The following is a 16,836-nucleotide window of genomic DNA, read 5'->3' on the forward strand; positions in this document are numbered from 1 at the left end:
GCATTTACAGTAGACAAGAAGAGGATAGGGCGATGCGTGACATCATGGGCATGATGGGCAAGGTCAAGGAAATGCAGGCCAAGATGGAGAAGATGCAGGAAGAAATTTCCGCGCTCGAAGTCGACGGCTCCTCCGGCGGCGGTCTCGTCACCGTCCGCATGGACGGCAAGGGCAACCTCAAAGGCATCAAGATCGACCCGTCGCTCTTCAAGGAAGACGATGTCGAAATCCTCGAGGACCTGATCGTTGCCGCCCACAAGGACGGCAAGGACAAGGCCGAAGCCATCACTGCTGAAAAGACCAAGGCGCTGACCGCCGGCCTGCCGATCCCGCCCGGCATGAAATTCCCGTTCTGATCTGCGTCAGTTGACCGGCAGGTAAGCTGCGCCGACGATACGGATCTTGCGGACTGGCGCCGGAACGAAGGACGCGGAGCCACGCAGGCCGACATCACCAAGCAGAACCATGTCGATGGCAGCCTCTGCCGTTTCCTCGGTTGCCGTCCCGGAAATTTCCGTCGTCTCGCCGCTTGCAACCGGCGTTCTTGCCAGCACTGTCTTGTAGAACTTCGCCATGTCGCAGGTCTTGAGCGGCGATACGGCGCGATAGGCACCGGCATTGGGCAGATCGGCATAGCGCAGGCCGGTCGTGACAGACACCATCTCGTCGGTGTTGCGGTCTGTGCCGGTCATCCGGAAGACATCCATCGACGGATCATCGCAGATGAATTTGCACTGCCCGGCGATCGCCTGCATGTCGTCTGCCGTGTTGTAGCCCGAGTTCGGGGTCGGAAAATAATAGCCGTCGGAAAGTCGGACGCAGCGCGTCTCGATCTTCGCCTTGCTGCGCGGCAGGGAATAGGCCGCGGCCATGGTTCTCGCGCTGATCCGGGCACTCATCTGGCGCTTGGCCTGCAGGTTCCTGGCGACAGCAGACTGCTGCTGATCGCTCTGACGCGGGGCGACCGAAAGGCTTGCGAGACGGACGCTGGTTTGGGCGATGCGCTTGGCAATTTCCCGGCAGGCGAAGCTGGAACGCATCGCGCAGCTGTATTTCACCTCGAAGGCCCGATTTGCGGCGATCTGGCGCTGCAGGCGCATGATTTCCGGGTTGCTTGCGGCCTTTCCGCCTGCCAGCGCGGCATTGTCGTGGATCGAGACGCCGAGAAGCATGACGAGCGCCAACATGCAGAGCCGGCGGCTCCAGTCTGCAAATCGCTTCAATCCAAACATGATCAGCCCTTGCCGCCGTTGTGCGGACAGGCACGCAGCCGAAGGAACACTCGCGCTCGCAGGTTCGCTCCGGTTTTCGCTGTATCCGCAAGATGATCAATGTGTCGCGAAAGGCTGAGATGCAATGAAGGCCTGACGACACCCGTTCTCATAGATGGCGGGGAGCGTGAAATAAAGCGGAAGTTAAACAGATGGTTAAAACCGATACCCGGAAAATTTCGGCAATTCCGGCCAGGCTCATGCGCTGGTGAGCTTGGCTCGAAGCTTGTAATGGATCGGTGCCGCAAGATAGCGGGACCTGTCTTCGTCGGAGAGATTCTGCCCGTAGCTTTCGAGCAATTCCGGCATGGTGACCGGCGGACCGGAATAGGCATGGCAGGTGACGGCATCGCCAGCCTGTACGACGCCATCCTTGAGCACGCGGCAATAGAATCCCGGCCGCCCGGCCTTGTTGAAACGCCTTGCGAAACCCGGATCACCCATGCGGGCGGACAGCGTGGCACAGGGGATGCGGGTCGAGGTTACCTCCAGTTCGACCGTTTCCGTCTCGAACCGGTCACCGACGGAAATCTTGCGGCAGTCTACGCCTTCGATCACGAGGTTTTCCCCGAATGTGCCGGGCTCCAGATCACGCCCAAGCTCCTTCGACCACCAGTCGAGATCGATCGAACCCATCGCATAGACGGCCTGGTCGACGCCGCCATGGTGCTTGCGGTTGCAGATCCTGTCGCCGATCAGGCCTTCGCGATCGACCATTACGCCGGCTTCGACGGGATGCTTGAAGATGCCGGTCTTGTAGGATTTGCCGACCAGGACTTCGGCACTGCCTGTGCAGACGGCCAGGATTTTCATGCGCGACACCCTCTTTTCAGCGATTCCGTTCCCGTTGGATATGGGGTAGAACCGCCGCATGGCAAAGCGAGTCACCGGCCCCGAAATCGAAAAACTCATCCAGCTCCTGGCAAAAGTGCCCGGGCTCGGGCCGCGCTCGGCCCGGCGTGCGGCGCTGCACCTGGTGAAGAAGAAGGACCAGTTGCTTGGCCCGCTGGCCGATGCGATGGGCCAGGCCCATGCCAAGGTGCGCATCTGCTCCTGCTGCGGCAATGTCGATACGATCGATCCCTGCAGCGTCTGCTCCGACGACCGGCGCGACAATTCCGTCATTATCGTGGTGGAGGACGTGTCCGACCTCTGGGCGCTGGAAAGGGCCAGCGCGATGAACACGGCCTATCACGTGCTCGGCGGTACGCTGTCGCCGCTCGACGGCGTCGGACCGGACGATCTGAACATCAAGGGACTGGTCGAGCGTGTATCGAAGGGCGGTGTGCGCGAACTGATCATCGCCGTCAACGCCACCGTCGAGGGCCAGACGACAGCGCATTACATCACCGACCAGCTCGACGGCCTTGGCGTCAAGATCACCCGCCTGGCGCACGGCGTTCCCGTCGGCGGCGAACTGGACTATCTGGACGAGGGCACGCTGACGGCGGCATTGAGGGCGAGGACGGCGATTTGAGAACCCTGGATATGCCGCACCCTACCCCCCTCTGTCACTCCGTGACATCTCCCCCACAAGGGGGGCGATTGTTCATTTCCTTCATTGATCGCCTCGTCAGCGGGGCACGACAGTCTCGGCTCATCTCCCCCCTTGTGGGGGAGATGTCGGCGCCGCCGACAGAGGGGGGCACTCTCCGGAAGACGCTGACGGCAGCCTTCACCCTGCTCCTCCTCTCATCCTCCCCCACCCTCGCCGCCTCCAAGGCCGACACCGAAGCCCAGTTCCGCCAATGGCTGCAGACCGATCTGTGGCCGGAAGCCCAAAAATCCGGCATCTCCGAAAAATCCTTCAGGGCTGCCTTTGCCGATGTGAAGCTCGACTGGGACCTGCCCGATCTCGTGCCGCCCGGCACCAGGCCGCCGAGCACGCAGAAGCAGAACCAGGCGGAGTTTGCCTCGCCGGGCGCCTATTTTTCCGAAAAGCGGCTGCAGGGATTGGCCACCACCGGTGGCAGCCTGGCCAAGGAAAATGCCGCGACGCTGCGGCGGATCGAGAAGACCTATGGTGTTCCCGGGCCGATCGTCGTTGCCATCTGGGGTCGCGAATCCGGCTTCGGCAGAGCCAAAATTCCCCATCCGATCATGGATGTTCTGGCAACCAAGGCCTTCATGTCGACGCGTGGCGACCTGTTCCGGCGCGAACTGATCGCGGCGCTGCATATTCTCGACAGCGGCGATGTGCGCGAGGCGGACATGAAGGGCTCCTGGGCTGGCGCCATGGGCCAGCCACAGTTCCTGCCGACGAGCTTCCTCAAATATGCCGTCGATTTCGATGGGGACGGCCGGCGCGACATCTGGAAATCGACGCCGGACACGCTGGCCTCCATCGCCAATTACCTGGCGAAAAAAGGCTGGCAGCGCGGCCGCGACTGGGGCTTCGAGGTCAAAATCCCGGCGAACGTGTCCTGCGCGCAGGAAGGACCGGATCTGGCCAAGCCGATCGGCCAATGGGCGGCGAGCGGCATCACGCGGATTTCCGGCAAGGCTTTTCCATCGGGCGAGGCCAAAGCCGATGGCATGATGCTGGTGCCGGCCGGCCGCCACGGGCCGGAATTCATCGTCACGCCGAATTTCTACGTCATCAAGGAATACAACAATTCCGACCTCTACGCGCTGTTCATCGGCAATCTTGCCGATCGGATCGCCTCCGGCGGCGGCGCATTCAAGGGCCAGTTCGGCAATGTCGGCAAGATGCTGCGCTCGGACGTGCTGACGATGCAGAAATCGCTGGAAGCCCAAGGCCATGACATCGGCAAGGCCGACGGCCTGCCTGGCTTCAAGACCCGCCGCTCGATCGGCCGCTGGCAGGCGGACAACGGCATGGCTCCGACCTGCTATCCGGAAGAAAACATGCTCGGCAAACTGTAGCCGCCGGACGAAGCCGTTTGCCCCGTCCGGCGTGATGCCCGGCTCAGGCGAGATTTTCTTCCAGCAGCGTCAGGATAGCGTTCCAGCCCTTTTCATGGCCTTCGCGTGCTTCCTCGCTCTTGAATTTCACCTGCTTCAGCGTGATCCGGGTCGTCTTTGGATCGACTTCAGCAAGGTCGATCGTCACGACACTGTCGTCGAGCGAGTAGGGCGATTCCCAGGTGAAGGCGAGGCGCGAGAAGGGATCGATCTCCAGATAGGTGCCAGCGTGCGGAATGTCCTTGTCCGGCGTTACCATGACAATCGAGAAACGGCCGCCCTTGACCGGATCGTTCGTGACCCGGGTCGGCTCTGAGCTTCCGAACGGCGGCGCCATGAATTTGGAAAGCATCGTCGGCGAGAGCCAGGCGTTGAAGACCTTTTCGCGCGGCGCGGCAATCGTGCGGTTCAGTGTCAGTTCAAGCTCATTCATCATTCTCTTCCTTTGAAACGAGTAGGCTTTCCAGCGCTGTCAGACGCAATTCCCAGATGGATTTCAGCTGCGCGAACCAGTCCTCCGTCAGTTTCAACGGCTCGAGTTCAGCCGTGATGAAATGTTCGCGGCCCGTTGTCCGGCGGGTGACGAGCCCCGCCTCCTCCAGCACCTTGATGTGCTTGGAGACGGAATTGAGCGACATGTCGAAATGGGCTGCAAGCGCGGTTACCCGGAGCGCCCCTTCCTGCACGAGCAGCGTCAGGATGCGCCGCCGCGTGGTATCGCCCGCCGCCTTCAGCACCCGTGACAGAGCATCATCGTCCATTTATTCACCTTAATGGTTGAATATAGAAATATCAGAAATTAGTCAACCATGCGGGTGAGTATTTTCAAACGCGAAAAAGCCGTCCTCCCCTGAAACTTGATCAGCTCAGAGATGGAAATCCCTTTCGGGATCGAAGTGGCGGGTGCTCAGTGCATGTCCACCTGTTGCTTGTAGCGCTCGTAATCGTAGGGAAGGATGGTCTGGCGTTCAATCATGCGGTGCACGCGGGGTGCGACGCCCCCCCGATGCAGCGCCAGGAGCCGGTCGCCGATCACAGCGTCCGCCTGGGTGCGGCGCTGGTTGTGACGGACATATTCCACCCAGGTGGGCACATGATAGGTCTCGGTCCACACCGTCGGGTTTTCCAGGTCCCGCATCAGCCCCCACTGGCCAGCGCCGTCACGGATACGGGTGCGCCGACGCTCGGCCATGGCGGTGAGGAATTCCGGTACGTCTTCTTCGGCGATTTCATAATCGATCATCACGACGATCGGGCCGCTGCGCGGCTTCAGGTCCAGCTTCAGCAACGGCTCGGAGAAGCGATTGAGCGGATCGAGATTGAGCGACTGGAATTCCGGCAGCGGCAGCCGAAGCCCGATGGCGGCGCCGACGGCCATCAAAAGCGCGGAAATGATCAGCGCAGCGGCAGGACCGTGCATGTCCGCCAGCTGGCCCCATATCCAGCTGCCGGCGGCGATGCCGCCAAAGGTCGTTGTCTGATAGAGCGACAGCGCCCGGCCGACCACCCAGCGCGGGGTCGATAGCTGCACGGTCGTGTTGAACAGCGACAGGGCCAGCACCCAACCGCCGCCGGACAGAAGCAGGGAAAGGCTGGTCAGCCAGCCATAGGGGCTGAAGGCGGTGACGAGCGCGCTGATGGCAAAGCCGGCAAAGGCAATCCGCACGACCCATTCGCTCGACATGTGCTCGCGCAGCAGAGCGCTCAAAAGTGCTCCGCCGATCGCCCCAAGCCCAAAGGCTCCCAGCATGATGCCATAGGTCAGCGGCCCGCCGGCAACGAGATCGCGGGCGACCAGCGGCAGGAGCGCCAGGATGGCACTGGCGGAGAGGCCGAAGACGAAGCCGCGAACCAGCACCTTGCCGATATTCGGCGACATCGCGACGTAGCGAAGACCGGCGGAAATCGCCCGCCCCATCGATTCGCGCGGTAGCGTCGACAGCGTCTCCTCCCGGCGCCAGCGCACCAGTGCGAAAAGAATGGCGAAATAGCTGAGCGTATTGGCGGCAAAAGCGGCGGCTGCTCCGGCCGCAGCAACGATGACGCCACCGATGGCGGGACCGACCGAACGGGTGATGTTGAAGCCCATGCTGTTGAGCGCCACGGCGGCCGGCAGCACATCTCGCGGCACCATGTCGCCCACGGAAGCCTGCCAGGACGGATTGTTGAGCGCCGTGCCGCAGCCGATCAGGAAGGTGAACAACAGCAGAAGCCAGGGCGTGATCAGCCCGTAATAGGCAAAGACGGTCAAAAGAGCCGACACCAGCAGCATGAAACATTGCGCCACCAGCATGATCCGCCGCCGGTCGAAATTATCGGCCAGCGCGCCTGAAACCAGCGAAAACAGCATGATCGGCAGCGAGGTCGACGCCTGCACCAGCGCCACCATGTTGGCCGAGGACGTGATCGACGTCATCATCCAGGCCGCGCCCACCGCCTGGATGAGGCCGCCAAAATTGGACGCGAGGCTCGCCACCCAGATGACGCGGAACGTGTCATGCTTGAACGGTGCCAATGGCGATAGTCGATGCGGCAACGCTGTCCACCCTGTCTGTGTTGGATTGCTCTTGTCAGCCCAATCTAGACCACATGACCCGCCGGGCAAGCAAAAGCGCCAAGCCCGGCGGGATTTTGCCACTTGGCCTTATCGTGCGCCATTTTGGATGCCAAGCGGTGATATCTTGCATTTGCGGATAATCGAGCGTATATGACCCTCAAATTCTTGATCGGTTGATGAAGAGTGGGCCCGTCAGGACCCGCTCTTTTTTATTACCGATGTTTTGGGAGAGCATCGTTTGTCCGATACGACAACGGCAGAAAACACGCAGGAACCGCGCCTGGTCACCGAGACGGGGATCGACCAGCGGATCGCCGACATCATCGAGCCTGTGCTGGTTCCGATGGGATACCAGCTGGTTCGGGTTCGCCTGTCCTCGCAGAACGGTGCCACGCTGCAGATCATGGCGGAACGCCTTGACGGTACGATGACCGTCGAAGACTGCGAGACGATCTCCACCGCGATTTCGCCGGTTCTCGATGTGGAAGATCCAGTCGATCGGGAGTATCATCTTGAAGTATCGTCGCCCGGCATCGACCGTCCGATGGTGCGCAAGTCGGATTTCAGCCGCTGGGCTGGCCATCTTATCAAGTGCGAGACGTCGGTCCTGGTTGATAGCCGCAAGCGTTTTCGCGGCACGATCGTTTCGGCCGACGACGAAGGCTTTACGATCGAGCGCGATCAGCCGGCTGCCGGCGAAGAACCCCGCGTGGTGATTCCCTTCACGGCGTTCGCCGAAGGCAGGCTGATCCTGACGGACGACCTGATCCGCGATGCGCTGACCGCAGACAAGAAGGCGAAGGCAGCACAATCCGCACAGGGAATGGCTGCCAACGAAAACTTCGAAGACGAAGATTCGCCGATCAATTGAGTTCATGGGCGCGGGCCGCTTCGACGATGAAGCCCCGGCAATCAGACGGAGACTTTAATATGGCAGTGAGTGCTAACCGGCTCGAACTTCTGCAGATCGCGGATGCCGTCGCGCGCGAAAAGGTGATCGACCGCGAAATCGTTCTGGCCGCCATGGCCGATGCGATCCAGAAGGCGGCCCGCTCGCGCTACGGTTCGGAAAGCAATATCCGCGCCGACATCAATTCCAAGACCGGCGAAATCCGGCTGCAGCGCCTTCTCGAAGTGGTCGAGCACGCCGAGGATTACTCGACGCAGATCCCGCTCGAACTGGCCCGCGACCGCAATCCGGACGCCGTTCTCGGCGACTTCATCGCCGATCCGCTGCCGCCGATGGATTTCGGCCGCATCGCCGCCCAGTCGGCCAAGCAGGTCATCGTCCAGAAGGTGCGCGAAGCCGAGCGTGACCGCCAGTTCGACGAGTTCAAGGATCGTATCGGCGAAATCGTCAACGGCACGGTCAAGCGCGTCGAATACGGCAACGTCATCGTCGATCTCGGCCGTGGCGAAGGCATCATCCGCCGCGACGAAATGATCCCGCGCGAGAACATGCGCTATGGCGACCGCGTCCGTTCATACGTCTACGACGTGCGCCGCGAACAGCGCGGCCCGCAGATCTTCCTGTCGCGCACGCATCCGCAGTTCATGGTGAAGCTGTTCACCATGGAAGTTCCGGAAATCTACGACGGCATCATCCAGATCCGTTCGGTTGCCCGCGACCCCGGCTCGCGCGCCAAGATCGCCGTGATCTCGAACGATAGCTCGATCGATCCGGTCGGCGCCTGCGTCGGCATGCGCGGCTCGCGCGTTCAGGCCGTCGTCGGCGAACTGCAGGGCGAGAAGATCGACATCATTCCGTGGAACGAGAACCCGGCGTCGTTCATCGTCAACGCGCTGCAGCCGGCTGAAGTCACCAAGGTGGTTCTCGACGAGGATGCCGAGCGCATCGAAGTCGTGGTTCCCGACGAACAGCTGTCGCTGGCCATCGGCCGCCGCGGCCAGAACGTCCGCCTCGCCTCGCAGCTCACCGGCTGGGACATCGACATCATGACGGAAGCCGAGGAATCGGAACGCCGCCAGAAGGAATTCAACGAGCGCACCAACCTGTTCATGGAAGCGCTCGACGTCGACGAAATGGTCGGCCAGGTTCTCGCATCGGAAGGCTTTGCCGCTGTCGAAGAGCTCGCCTATGTCGAGCTCGACGAAATTGCCTCGATCGAAGGCTTCGACGAGGACACCGCCAGCGAACTGCAGACCCGCGCGCGCGAATATCTCGATCGACTGGAAGCCGAAATGGATGCCAAGCGCGTTGCACTCGGCGTTTCCGACGAGCTGCGTTCGATCAACGGCATGACCGGCCAGATGCTGGTTGCGCTGGGTGAAGACGGCATCAAGACGATGGAAGACTTCGCGGGCTGCGCCGCCGACGATCTGGTCGGCTGGTCGGAACGCAAGGACGGCGAAACCAAGAAGTTCGAAGGCCTGTTCTCCAAGCTCGAGGTTTCGCGCGTCGAAGCCGAACGCATGGTCCTGCAGGCGCGTCTTGCCGCCGGCTGGATTACCGAAGAGGATCTGGCGCGCGAGGAAGAGGCTCTCGAAGTCGTGGAAGGCGCGGAACAGGACGCCTGAAAGGGCGTTGCTGATCGTGATCGGGCTGATGATGCTGCTTGAAAATCGCCATGCTGGTTGAACACGCATGTTGATCGAAGACAAGGACCCCGTCGGGGACATCGATGGTGAAGCAGTGAACGGCCGCATGTGCATCGTGACACGGCAGGGCGGTACGCCGGAAACGTTGATCCGCTTCGTCGCCGGGCCTGACGGCCGGGTGGTTGCCGACCTCAAGAAGCAATTGCCGGGGCGCGGTTGCTGGGTGAGCGCCGAAAGGACGGTGCTGGAAAAGGCGATCGCCAAGAAGCTGTTCGCGCGCGGCCTGAAGAAGGCCGACGTGACAGCGGGACCGGAGCTGGCCGATGAGGTCGATCGTCTGCTGGCGATGCAACTCGCCGGCATGATGAACATGGCGCGCAAGGCAGCCCAGTTCGTCAGCGGCGCCTCTAAAGTGGAACAGTCCGTGCGGGCAATGGCAGCACTTGCCACCTTCCACGCGGTGGATGCCGCCCCCGACGGGGTGCGAAAGATTGACCAGGCGCGCAAGGCCATGAGCTTTGTCGCCGATGATGGACAGGAAATACCCTCCTTCCGCTTCTTCACCGAGGCGGAAATGGACGGGCTTTTGGGCCAGAATGCTTTTATCCATGCTTGCGCGCTTGCAGGGCAGGCGGGTGAGGGTGTAGTGAAGCGCGCAAACATGCTCGAACGATATCGGGGAACCGTCCCCGCTCGAGCCGTTGGCGCCGAATCTGGCTTGCCGACACAATGACGCGGGTCACCGGCGCAGGCCGGCAATACCGCGATTGTAGAAAAGAAATCGAACGGCGGGGTCTGGTGATACGCATCCGGCCCTGATCTTAGGAACGGAACGGAATGACCGACAACAACGACGACAAGAACTTCGGCGGAGCCAAGAAGACGCTGACCCTGAAGCCCTCCGGGGTCAGTCAGGGAACTGTTCGGCAGGACATGGGTCGCGGCCGGACGAAGGCAGTCGTGGTCGAAACACGCAAGCGGCGCCCGATGCGGCCGGAAGACGAAAAGCCGGTTGCACCGATCGTTGCAACGCCTGCTCCCGTCGTACGCGCTCCCGAGCCGCGCCCGGCGCCCGCGCAACAGCAACAGGCGTCGCGCCCTGCCCCGCAGCAACAGCCGCGCCAGCAGGACAATCGCCAGGACAACAACAATCGCCCGCGTGTCGGCGTGGTTCTCAACCAGCTTTCGGCTGGTGAGATCGACGCCCGCCGCCGTGCGCTGGCCGAAGCCCAGATCCGTGATGCTGAAGACGCCAAGCGCCGCGCCGCCGAAGAAGCACGCCGCCAGGCCGAAGAGGCCGAGCGCCTGAAGGCCGAGCAGGCAGAGGCTGCACGCCTCGCAGCCGAGGAAGCAGCCCGTACGCCGGCTGAACGCGAAGCCGAAAAGGTCGCAGCGGAAGCAGCACAGGCCGCTGAAGCACAGGCCGCCGCCGTCGCGGCCCGCAAGGCGGAAGATCTGGCCCGAGCACAGCAGACCGCAAAGCCTGCGACCACGACGACGGTGATACCGCCGGCGGGTGTCCGTCGCAAATCGGAAACGGAAGATGCCGAGGCGCGTCCAAACCGTGGCGGCGCTGCTGCTCCGGCGCGTGGCAAGGTCGTTCGTCCTGAAGCGGCCAAGGTTCCGGCTCGTCCGAAGACGGAAGAGGAGCGCCGCAAGGGCAAGCTGACGCTGACGGCCGCGCTTGCCGACGACGGCAATCCGCGCAGCCGCTCCATGGCCGCCATGCGCCGCCGGCAAGAAAAGTTTCGGCGCAGCCAGATGCAGGAAACCCGTGAAAAGGTTGTCCGCGAGGTCATCCTGCCGGAAACCATCACCATTCAGGAACTGTCGCAGCGCATGGCCGAACGGGCCGTCGATGTGATCAAGTACCTGATGAAGGAAGGCCAGATGATGAAGCCGGGCGACGTCATCGACGCCGACCTCGCGGAACTCATCGCCAGCGAATTCGGCCACACGGTCAAGCGCGTTTCGGAATCGGATGTGGAAGAAGGCCTCTTCAACAATGCCGACAACGACAACGCGATGGTATCGCGTCCGCCGATCGTCACGATCATGGGTCACGTCGACCACGGCAAGACCTCGCTGCTCGACGCCATCCGCCAGACGAGCGTCGTCTCCGGCGAAGCCGGCGGCATCACGCAGCATATCGGCGCCTACCAGGTCGAGCAGAACGGCAACAAGATCACCTTCATCGACACCCCCGGCCACGCGGCGTTCACCGCGATGCGTGCCCGCGGTGCGCAGGCGACCGACATTGCCGTCCTCGTCGTCGCGGCCGACGACAGCGTCATGCCACAGACGATCGAATCCATCAGCCACGCCAAGGCTGCCGGGGTTCCGATCATCGTTGCGATCAACAAGATCGACAAGCACGAGGCAAACCCGGACAAGGTACGCCAGCAGTTGCTCCAGCACGAAGTCTTCGTGGAATCCATGGGCGGTGAAGTGCTCGACGTCGAAGTTTCGGCCAAGACCCGCATGAACCTCGACAAACTGCTCGAGGCCATCCTGCTGCAGGCGGAAATTCTCGACCTCAAGGCCGATCCGGACCGCTCCGCCGAAGGCACCGTCGTCGAGGCCCAGCTCGACCGTGGTCGCGGCTCGGTCGCGACCGTGCTCGTCCAGAAGGGTACCCTGTCTCCCGGACAGATCATCGTTGCCGGCGACCAGTGGGGTCGCGTGCGCGCGCTGGTCAACGACAAGGGCGAGCATGTGAAGTCCGCCGGCCCTGCTACTCCGGTCGAGATCCTCGGCCTTTCCGGGACGCCGCAGGCAGGTGACCGGTTCACTGTCGTCGAGAATGAAAGCCGTGCCCGCGAAATCTCGGAATATCGTCAGCGCCTGACCCGCGACAAGGCGGTTGCCCGTGCGTCCGGCCAGCGCGGCTCGCTCGAGCAGATGATGATGACGCTGCAGAATACCGGCCTGAAGGAATTCCCGCTGGTCATCAAGGGCGACGTTCAGGGCTCGATCGAAGCCATTGCCGGCGCTCTCGACAAGCTGGGCACCGACGAGGTCCGGGCACGCATCGTTCATTCGGGCGCCGGTGGCATCACCGAATCCGATATCTCGCTGGCGGAAGCCTCGAACGCCGCCATCATCGGCTTCAACGTTCGTGCCAACGTACAGGCCCGCACGGCTGCCGAGCGTGCCGGCATCGAAATCCGCTACTACAACATCATCTACGATCTGGTGGATGACGTGAAGGCGGCGATGTCCGGTCTTCTTTCTCCGGAAAGACGCGAAACCTTCCTCGGCAATGCCGAAATCCTGGAAGTGTTCAACATCACCAAGACCGGCAAGGTCGCGGGTTGCCGCGTCATCGAAGGCAAGGTCGAACGTGGTGCGGGCGTTCGCCTGGTGCGCGACAACGTCGTCATCCACGAAGGCAAGCTCAAGACTCTCAAGCGCTTCAAGGACGAAGTCTCCGAAGTGCCGATGGGCCAGGAATGCGGCATGGCCTTCGAGAACTACGAAGACATCCGCGCCGGCGACACGATCGAGTGCTTCCGCGTCGAGCATATCACCCGTACGCTGTAATGGCCTTCGGGTTGAACCTCACACTTTTCAGAATGGCGGCTTCGGCCGCCATTTTGCTGTCTGGCATCCGGGCAGCATCCGGCGAGGTTTGCGATAATACAGCTTCCGGCGGTGCTGGGTGGTTCATCGGTTGATACAGGCACTAAGGCCAAGATCGAGACCGATTGCAGCGTCGAAGGGTTCGATATCGTTGCTGCCACTGGCTTTGCCGATGGCACGTCAATCGACCTGCTCAAAGCTGGCCGGATCGATGTCGATACCTACAAGCCGCTGAAACTTTCGATTGGAAAATGGCGCCGCGACACTTTACAGCGCCGCGCGTCAAAAATGACGATCTGCGCTGTAACGCTTTAAATATGCTGCATAATTTTATCCTCAAATCGATTCCGATTTAAGGAATTATGCAATAGCCGCGGCGCCGAAAAACTCAGATCTGCCCGCCGAGCTTGGCGTCCACCGACTGCGAATTCGAACCGCGAATGGCGAAAAACAGGAAGATCGCCGCCCAGAGGATGGACTTTTCCGCGCCGCCAAGGCCCTCGCCCCGCACAATGCCATGGAAATAGACGGTGACCAGCAGCACGATCATCGCGACGAAGGATGCCGGGCGGGTAAACAGGCCGAGCGCGACGAGAATACCACCGAAGAATTCCGTGGCGGCCAGCAACGGCGACCAGAAGACGCCGGGATAGAAGCCGAGACTTTCCACCATGCCGGCGGCGCCGAACGGATTGATGATCTTGCCATAGCCATGCGTGACGAGCAGGACACCGGCGATCACGCGCAGCAGTGTCTCGGCGGTCGTGTCGAACGGCAGATAGAGCCGTTGCAGGGCGGGAATCATCGCCGGCGGGCGGGTGGAGGTGATGTCTGTCATGGTGCGTCCTCTGAACGTTTGCAATGCAGCATTTCTTGCTGCGAAACCCGCGAGGGACAAGGCACGGCCGGCTGGAACCTGATAAACTTAGTTGACATTGTCGTGAGAGATGCGTGGGGTTGCGGCGCCTTCCCCCGGTCGGTAACGTCCGCCCGTTCGAAACCACGGAAACAGCCATGAACGAAAAGCCGCGCATCACGATCCTCTACTGCACCCAGTGCAACTGGCTGTTGCGCGCGGCCTGGATGGCCCAGGAACTGCTCTCGACATTCGGTGATAGCCTTGGTGAAGTGGCGCTCATTCCCGGCACCGGCGGCAATTTCGAGATCCACGTGGATGCCACGTTGATCTGGGAGCGCAAGCGCGACGGCGGCTTTCCGGGACCGAAGGAATTGAAGCAGCGCGTTCGCGACATCATCGAGCCGGATCGCGATCTCGGCCATACGGACCGGACCTGACGCCTTGACGATAGGCCTGTTGTTCGGCGTCTTCAGCGCCGCGTTCCTGTCGGCAACCCTGCTCGTCGGCGTATCGGAGGCGGCCCTGCTTGCAACCGCCAGCCTTCCCAACGCCTCTCTCTTCGCCCTATTCTTGGCAGCCACGGCCGGCAATGTGCTCGGCGCAGTCGTCAATTACACGCTCGGCCGTTTTCTCACCCGCTTCGAGAACCGCCGCTGGTTTCCTGTCGGCCCGGCAAACCGGCAGAAGGCGGAAATGCTGTTTGCCCGTTTCGGCCAGCCCATCCTGCTGTTCTCCTGGCTGCCGGTCATCGGCGATCCGCTGACCTTGGCGGCCGGGCTGTTGCGAACGCCATTTCTCGTCTTCCTCGTCTATGTCACGGCCGGCAAGGCGGCGCGCTATGCCGCGATACTTTGGGCCTGGGATGCCATTGTCGTCTGAACGGGCGTAACCAGAAGCGGCGGAATCCCGGCGCCGCTCCTGCCACGGAGCGATTTTCAGCGATATGGCGAGTTGCAGACTTTGTAGACGCCGCCATAGCTCAGGAAACGGTTGGTCGCCGGATTGTAGGAACGGTATCTGGCCAAGCACCAGTCCACGTGCGAGCCGCCATACCCTTGGTTATAATAGGGTCGTGGCGTGACATAGACGCTGACGCCCGGGCGGTAGTACGGCCGGTAATATGGACGATAGGGCCGGTAACCGTAATACGGCCGATAAGGCCGGTATCCATATGCCGGCCGGTATGGACGATAACCATAGCCTGGCCGGTAATGCCGATTATGTCCGCCGCGATATTCCGGCACGCGGTGGCCGCGACTGGCAATCGTCTGCACATCCGCCAGACGCTCGATCTTCGCATCGGACGGTGAAAGTGGAAACGCCTGCGTGGACGCCGCAGGTGTGATGATGGAGGCTGCGCTGAGCACGCAACCAACAACGAAACCTTTAAATCCCGCCATTTGTGTCCTCATTTCTCCCAAAAGGGTTTGCTTCGGTTGCCGTCCCTGCTCCATATGACGATCAGTGTTTTTGTTTTATTCACAATTTTTCCCCGACTGCGTATTTCCGCGTCCGATGACGTCCAATCCTTTTGAAAATCCAGAATGCCCCACTATTTCGATCAAGTCACGCAATGCCCACTCAAAAAACTGTCAGCCTGACGGAGAATCCATTGAGTTTGAAATTCGGAACAAGCGGCCTGCGCGGCCTGTCCAGTGACCTGAATGGTCCGGCCGCCGCCCTCTACGCAACCGCCTTCGCGCAATACCTTTTGTCCTCCGGCCAAGCCAGCCCCGGCGATCCCATCCTGCTCGGCCGCGACTTTCGTGATTCCAGCCCATCGATCTCGGCAATCTGCGCTGGTGCGCTCGCCCGCGCCGGCCTGACGGTTCAGGATTGCGGCACGGTTCCGACCCCGGCGCTGGCACTCTACGGCCTTGAGAAGGGCGCCGCCGGCCTGATGATCACCGGCTCGCATATCCCAGCAGACCGCAACGGCATAAAATTCTATCGCCCGGACGGCGAGATCGCCAAGGCCGACGAGCAGGCGATCGGTGCTGCCGCGGACGCATTCAGGGCGCAGGCATCCGCGATCGATGCGACGCCGGGACAGGCCGAGGATCATGTGGCGCAAGCCGAAAGCCTTTTTCTCGCCCGCAACAAGGCAATCCTGCCGGGAGACGCCCTGTCCGGCCTCAAGGTCGGCGTCTACCAGCACAGCACGGTGGCCCGCGACATGTTCGTCGAGGTTCTCGCCCATTACGGCGCCGACGTCGTTCCGCTCGGGCGCTCCGCTGAGTTCGTCCCGGTCGACACGGAAGCGGTCTCGCCCGCCACCATCGGCCTGCTCAAGGGCTGGGCCAGCGAACACAAGCTGGATGCGATCGTTTCGGCCGATGGTGACGGTGACCGCCCGCTCGTCAGCGACGAGACCGGCCTGCCCCTGCGCGGCGACCTGCTCGGATTGATCGCCGCGCAATTCGTCGGAGCAACGGTTGCCGTGACGCCGATCACCTCCAATTCCGGCCTGGAGCGCCAGGAGGGGCTTTCGGTGCTGCGCACCCGTGTTGGTTCCCCGTTTGTCATCGAGGCGATGCAGGACGCCGCGCGTGACGGCAAGACGGGTGTCGTCGGGTTCGAGGCCAATGGCGGCACGCTGACGGCGACGGACTTCATGCTCAACGGTACGGTGCTGAAGGCCCTGCCGACGCGCGACAGCTTCCTGCCGGTGCTGGCACTCCTTTCGCTTGCCGCACATCGCCAGCGACCTCTCTCGTCAATCGTGACGGACATTGCCCTGCCGGTGGCGCTTGCCGACCGTATCGAAAATTTCCCGCTTGAAACGAGCGCAGCGTTAATGGCCCATCTGCGTGCAGGCATGGACAATCTTTCCGCTTTCCTGAAGCCGATCGGGACGCCGCAATCGGTGAGCGACATCGACGGATTGCGCGTGACGCTGTCGGATCTGAGCATTATCCACTTCCGCCCATCCGGCAACGCGCCGGAAATGCGCTGCTATGTGGAGGCCGAAACCGCAGACAAGGCCGAGTCATTGCTTGAACAGGGCCTCGCCCGGATTCGCGCGTTCGGATCACAGCGGGGATAAGCGCGCGCAGGGTCTTTCCAGCGGAAATGATTTCTCG

The 16,836-nt window shown here is 61.9% G+C and carries 18 protein-coding genes; 11 read left to right on the plus strand and 7 right to left on the minus strand.

Translation table 11 applies throughout. From position 1 onward, the window contains the following. Positions 1-32: 32 nt before the first annotated feature. Positions 33-356, plus strand: coding sequence for a YbaB/EbfC family nucleoid-associated protein (locus tag VL202_RS12065; RefSeq protein ID WP_062582432.1), 324 nt, complete (start codon positions 33-35; stop codon positions 354-356). A gap of 6 nt (positions 357-362) precedes the next feature. Here the strand turns inward: VL202_RS12065 and VL202_RS12070 are convergent, their stop codons facing one another. Next, a complete protein-coding gene (locus VL202_RS12070) occupies positions 363-1,232 on the minus strand; it encodes a DUF2865 domain-containing protein (protein WP_325464360.1) in 870 nt (289 codons plus the stop codon). Positions 1,233-1,469: 237 nt separating this feature from the next. Continuing rightward, positions 1,470-2,084 (minus strand): MOSC domain-containing protein, encoded by a 615-nt coding sequence (locus VL202_RS12075; protein WP_325464361.1) that lies wholly within the window; start codon positions 2,082-2,084, stop codon positions 1,470-1,472. Positions 2,085-2,142: 58 nt separating this feature from the next. Here VL202_RS12075 and recR point away from each other — a divergent pair, with 58 nt between their 5' ends. Both recR and VL202_RS12085 read left to right on the plus strand, forming a co-directional pair. Then, a complete protein-coding gene (gene recR, locus VL202_RS12080; RefSeq protein ID WP_325464362.1) occupies positions 2,143-2,748 on the plus strand; it encodes a recombination mediator RecR in 606 nt (201 codons plus the stop codon). 143 nt (positions 2,749-2,891) lie between these two features. Further along, positions 2,892-4,157, plus strand: a complete 1,266-nt coding sequence (locus VL202_RS12085; protein ID WP_325464363.1) for a lytic murein transglycosylase — start codon at positions 2,892-2,894, stop codon at positions 4,155-4,157. A 43-nt stretch (positions 4,158-4,200) separates the two neighbouring features. On the opposite strand, the gene VL202_RS12090 is transcribed toward VL202_RS12085, so the two are convergent. The 3 genes from VL202_RS12090 to VL202_RS12100 form a co-directional block, all read right to left on the minus strand. Beyond that, positions 4,201-4,629 carry an SRPBCC domain-containing protein gene (locus VL202_RS12090; protein WP_325464364.1) on the minus strand — a complete coding sequence of 143 codons (429 nt, stop codon included), beginning with the start codon at positions 4,627-4,629 and terminating at the stop codon, positions 4,201-4,203. Further along, on the minus strand, positions 4,622-4,957 hold the full coding sequence (locus VL202_RS12095) for a metalloregulator ArsR/SmtB family transcription factor (protein ID WP_325464365.1): 336 nt from the start codon (positions 4,955-4,957) through the stop codon (positions 4,622-4,624). Before VL202_RS12095 ends, VL202_RS12090 begins: the two co-directional genes overlap by 8 nt. A 146-nt stretch (positions 4,958-5,103) precedes the next feature. Further along, entirely contained in the window at positions 5,104-6,732 is a 1,629-nt protein-coding gene (locus VL202_RS12100) for an MFS transporter (RefSeq protein ID WP_325464366.1), read from the minus strand. 259 nt (positions 6,733-6,991) lie between these two features. Between VL202_RS12100 and rimP the strand changes: the two genes are divergently transcribed. The 5 genes from rimP to VL202_RS12125 all read left to right on the plus strand — a co-directional run bounded on the left by rimP (position 6,992) and on the right by VL202_RS12125 (position 13,209). Next, positions 6,992-7,624: a ribosome maturation factor RimP gene (gene rimP, locus VL202_RS12105; protein ID WP_325464367.1), complete on the plus strand. Its 633-nt coding sequence runs from the start codon at positions 6,992-6,994 to the stop codon at positions 7,622-7,624. Positions 7,625-7,683: 59 nt separating this feature from the next. Continuing rightward, positions 7,684-9,291: a transcription termination factor NusA gene (gene nusA, locus VL202_RS12110; RefSeq protein WP_325464368.1), complete on the plus strand. Its 1,608-nt coding sequence runs from the start codon at positions 7,684-7,686 to the stop codon at positions 9,289-9,291. 67 nt (positions 9,292-9,358) lie between these two features. After that, complete coding sequence (locus VL202_RS12115) at positions 9,359-10,045, plus strand: RNA-binding protein (RefSeq protein WP_325464369.1); 687 nt, start codon at positions 9,359-9,361, stop codon at positions 10,043-10,045. Between the two features lie 104 nt (positions 10,046-10,149). After that, a complete protein-coding gene (gene infB, locus VL202_RS12120) occupies positions 10,150-12,855 on the plus strand; it encodes a translation initiation factor IF-2 (protein WP_325464370.1) in 2,706 nt (901 codons plus the stop codon). A 111-nt stretch (positions 12,856-12,966) separates the two neighbouring features. Beyond that, positions 12,967-13,209 (plus strand): hypothetical protein, encoded by a 243-nt coding sequence (locus VL202_RS12125; RefSeq protein WP_325464371.1) that lies wholly within the window; start codon positions 12,967-12,969, stop codon positions 13,207-13,209. Positions 13,210-13,282: 73 nt separating this feature from the next. Here the strand turns inward: VL202_RS12125 and VL202_RS12130 are convergent, their stop codons facing one another. After that, a complete protein-coding gene (locus tag VL202_RS12130) occupies positions 13,283-13,699 on the minus strand; it encodes a DoxX family protein (RefSeq protein WP_414692846.1) in 417 nt (138 codons plus the stop codon). A gap of 209 nt (positions 13,700-13,908) precedes the next feature. Here VL202_RS12130 and VL202_RS12135 point away from each other — a divergent pair, with 209 nt between their 5' ends. Together VL202_RS12135 and VL202_RS12140 are read left to right on the plus strand one after the other, a co-directional pair. Continuing rightward, positions 13,909-14,190, plus strand: coding sequence for a SelT/SelW/SelH family protein (locus VL202_RS12135; protein ID WP_325464373.1), 282 nt, complete (start codon positions 13,909-13,911; stop codon positions 14,188-14,190). 58 nt (positions 14,191-14,248) lie between these two features. Beyond that, on the plus strand, positions 14,249-14,632 hold the full coding sequence (locus VL202_RS12140) for a YqaA family protein (protein WP_414692847.1): 384 nt from the start codon (positions 14,249-14,251) through the stop codon (positions 14,630-14,632). 56 nt (positions 14,633-14,688) lie between these two features. On the opposite strand, the gene VL202_RS12145 is transcribed toward VL202_RS12140, so the two are convergent. Next, positions 14,689-15,153: a BA14K family protein gene (locus VL202_RS12145; RefSeq protein WP_325464375.1), complete on the minus strand. Its 465-nt coding sequence runs from the start codon at positions 15,151-15,153 to the stop codon at positions 14,689-14,691. Positions 15,154-15,365: 212 nt separating this feature from the next. Here VL202_RS12145 and VL202_RS12150 point away from each other — a divergent pair, with 212 nt between their 5' ends. Then, positions 15,366-16,799, plus strand: coding sequence for a phosphomannomutase (locus VL202_RS12150; RefSeq protein ID WP_325464376.1), 1,434 nt, complete (start codon positions 15,366-15,368; stop codon positions 16,797-16,799). Positions 16,800-16,836: the final 37 nt, after the last annotated feature.

This window comes from Pararhizobium sp., from assembly GCF_035497515.1.
GTDB lineage: Bacteria > Pseudomonadota > Alphaproteobacteria > Rhizobiales > Rhizobiaceae > Pararhizobium.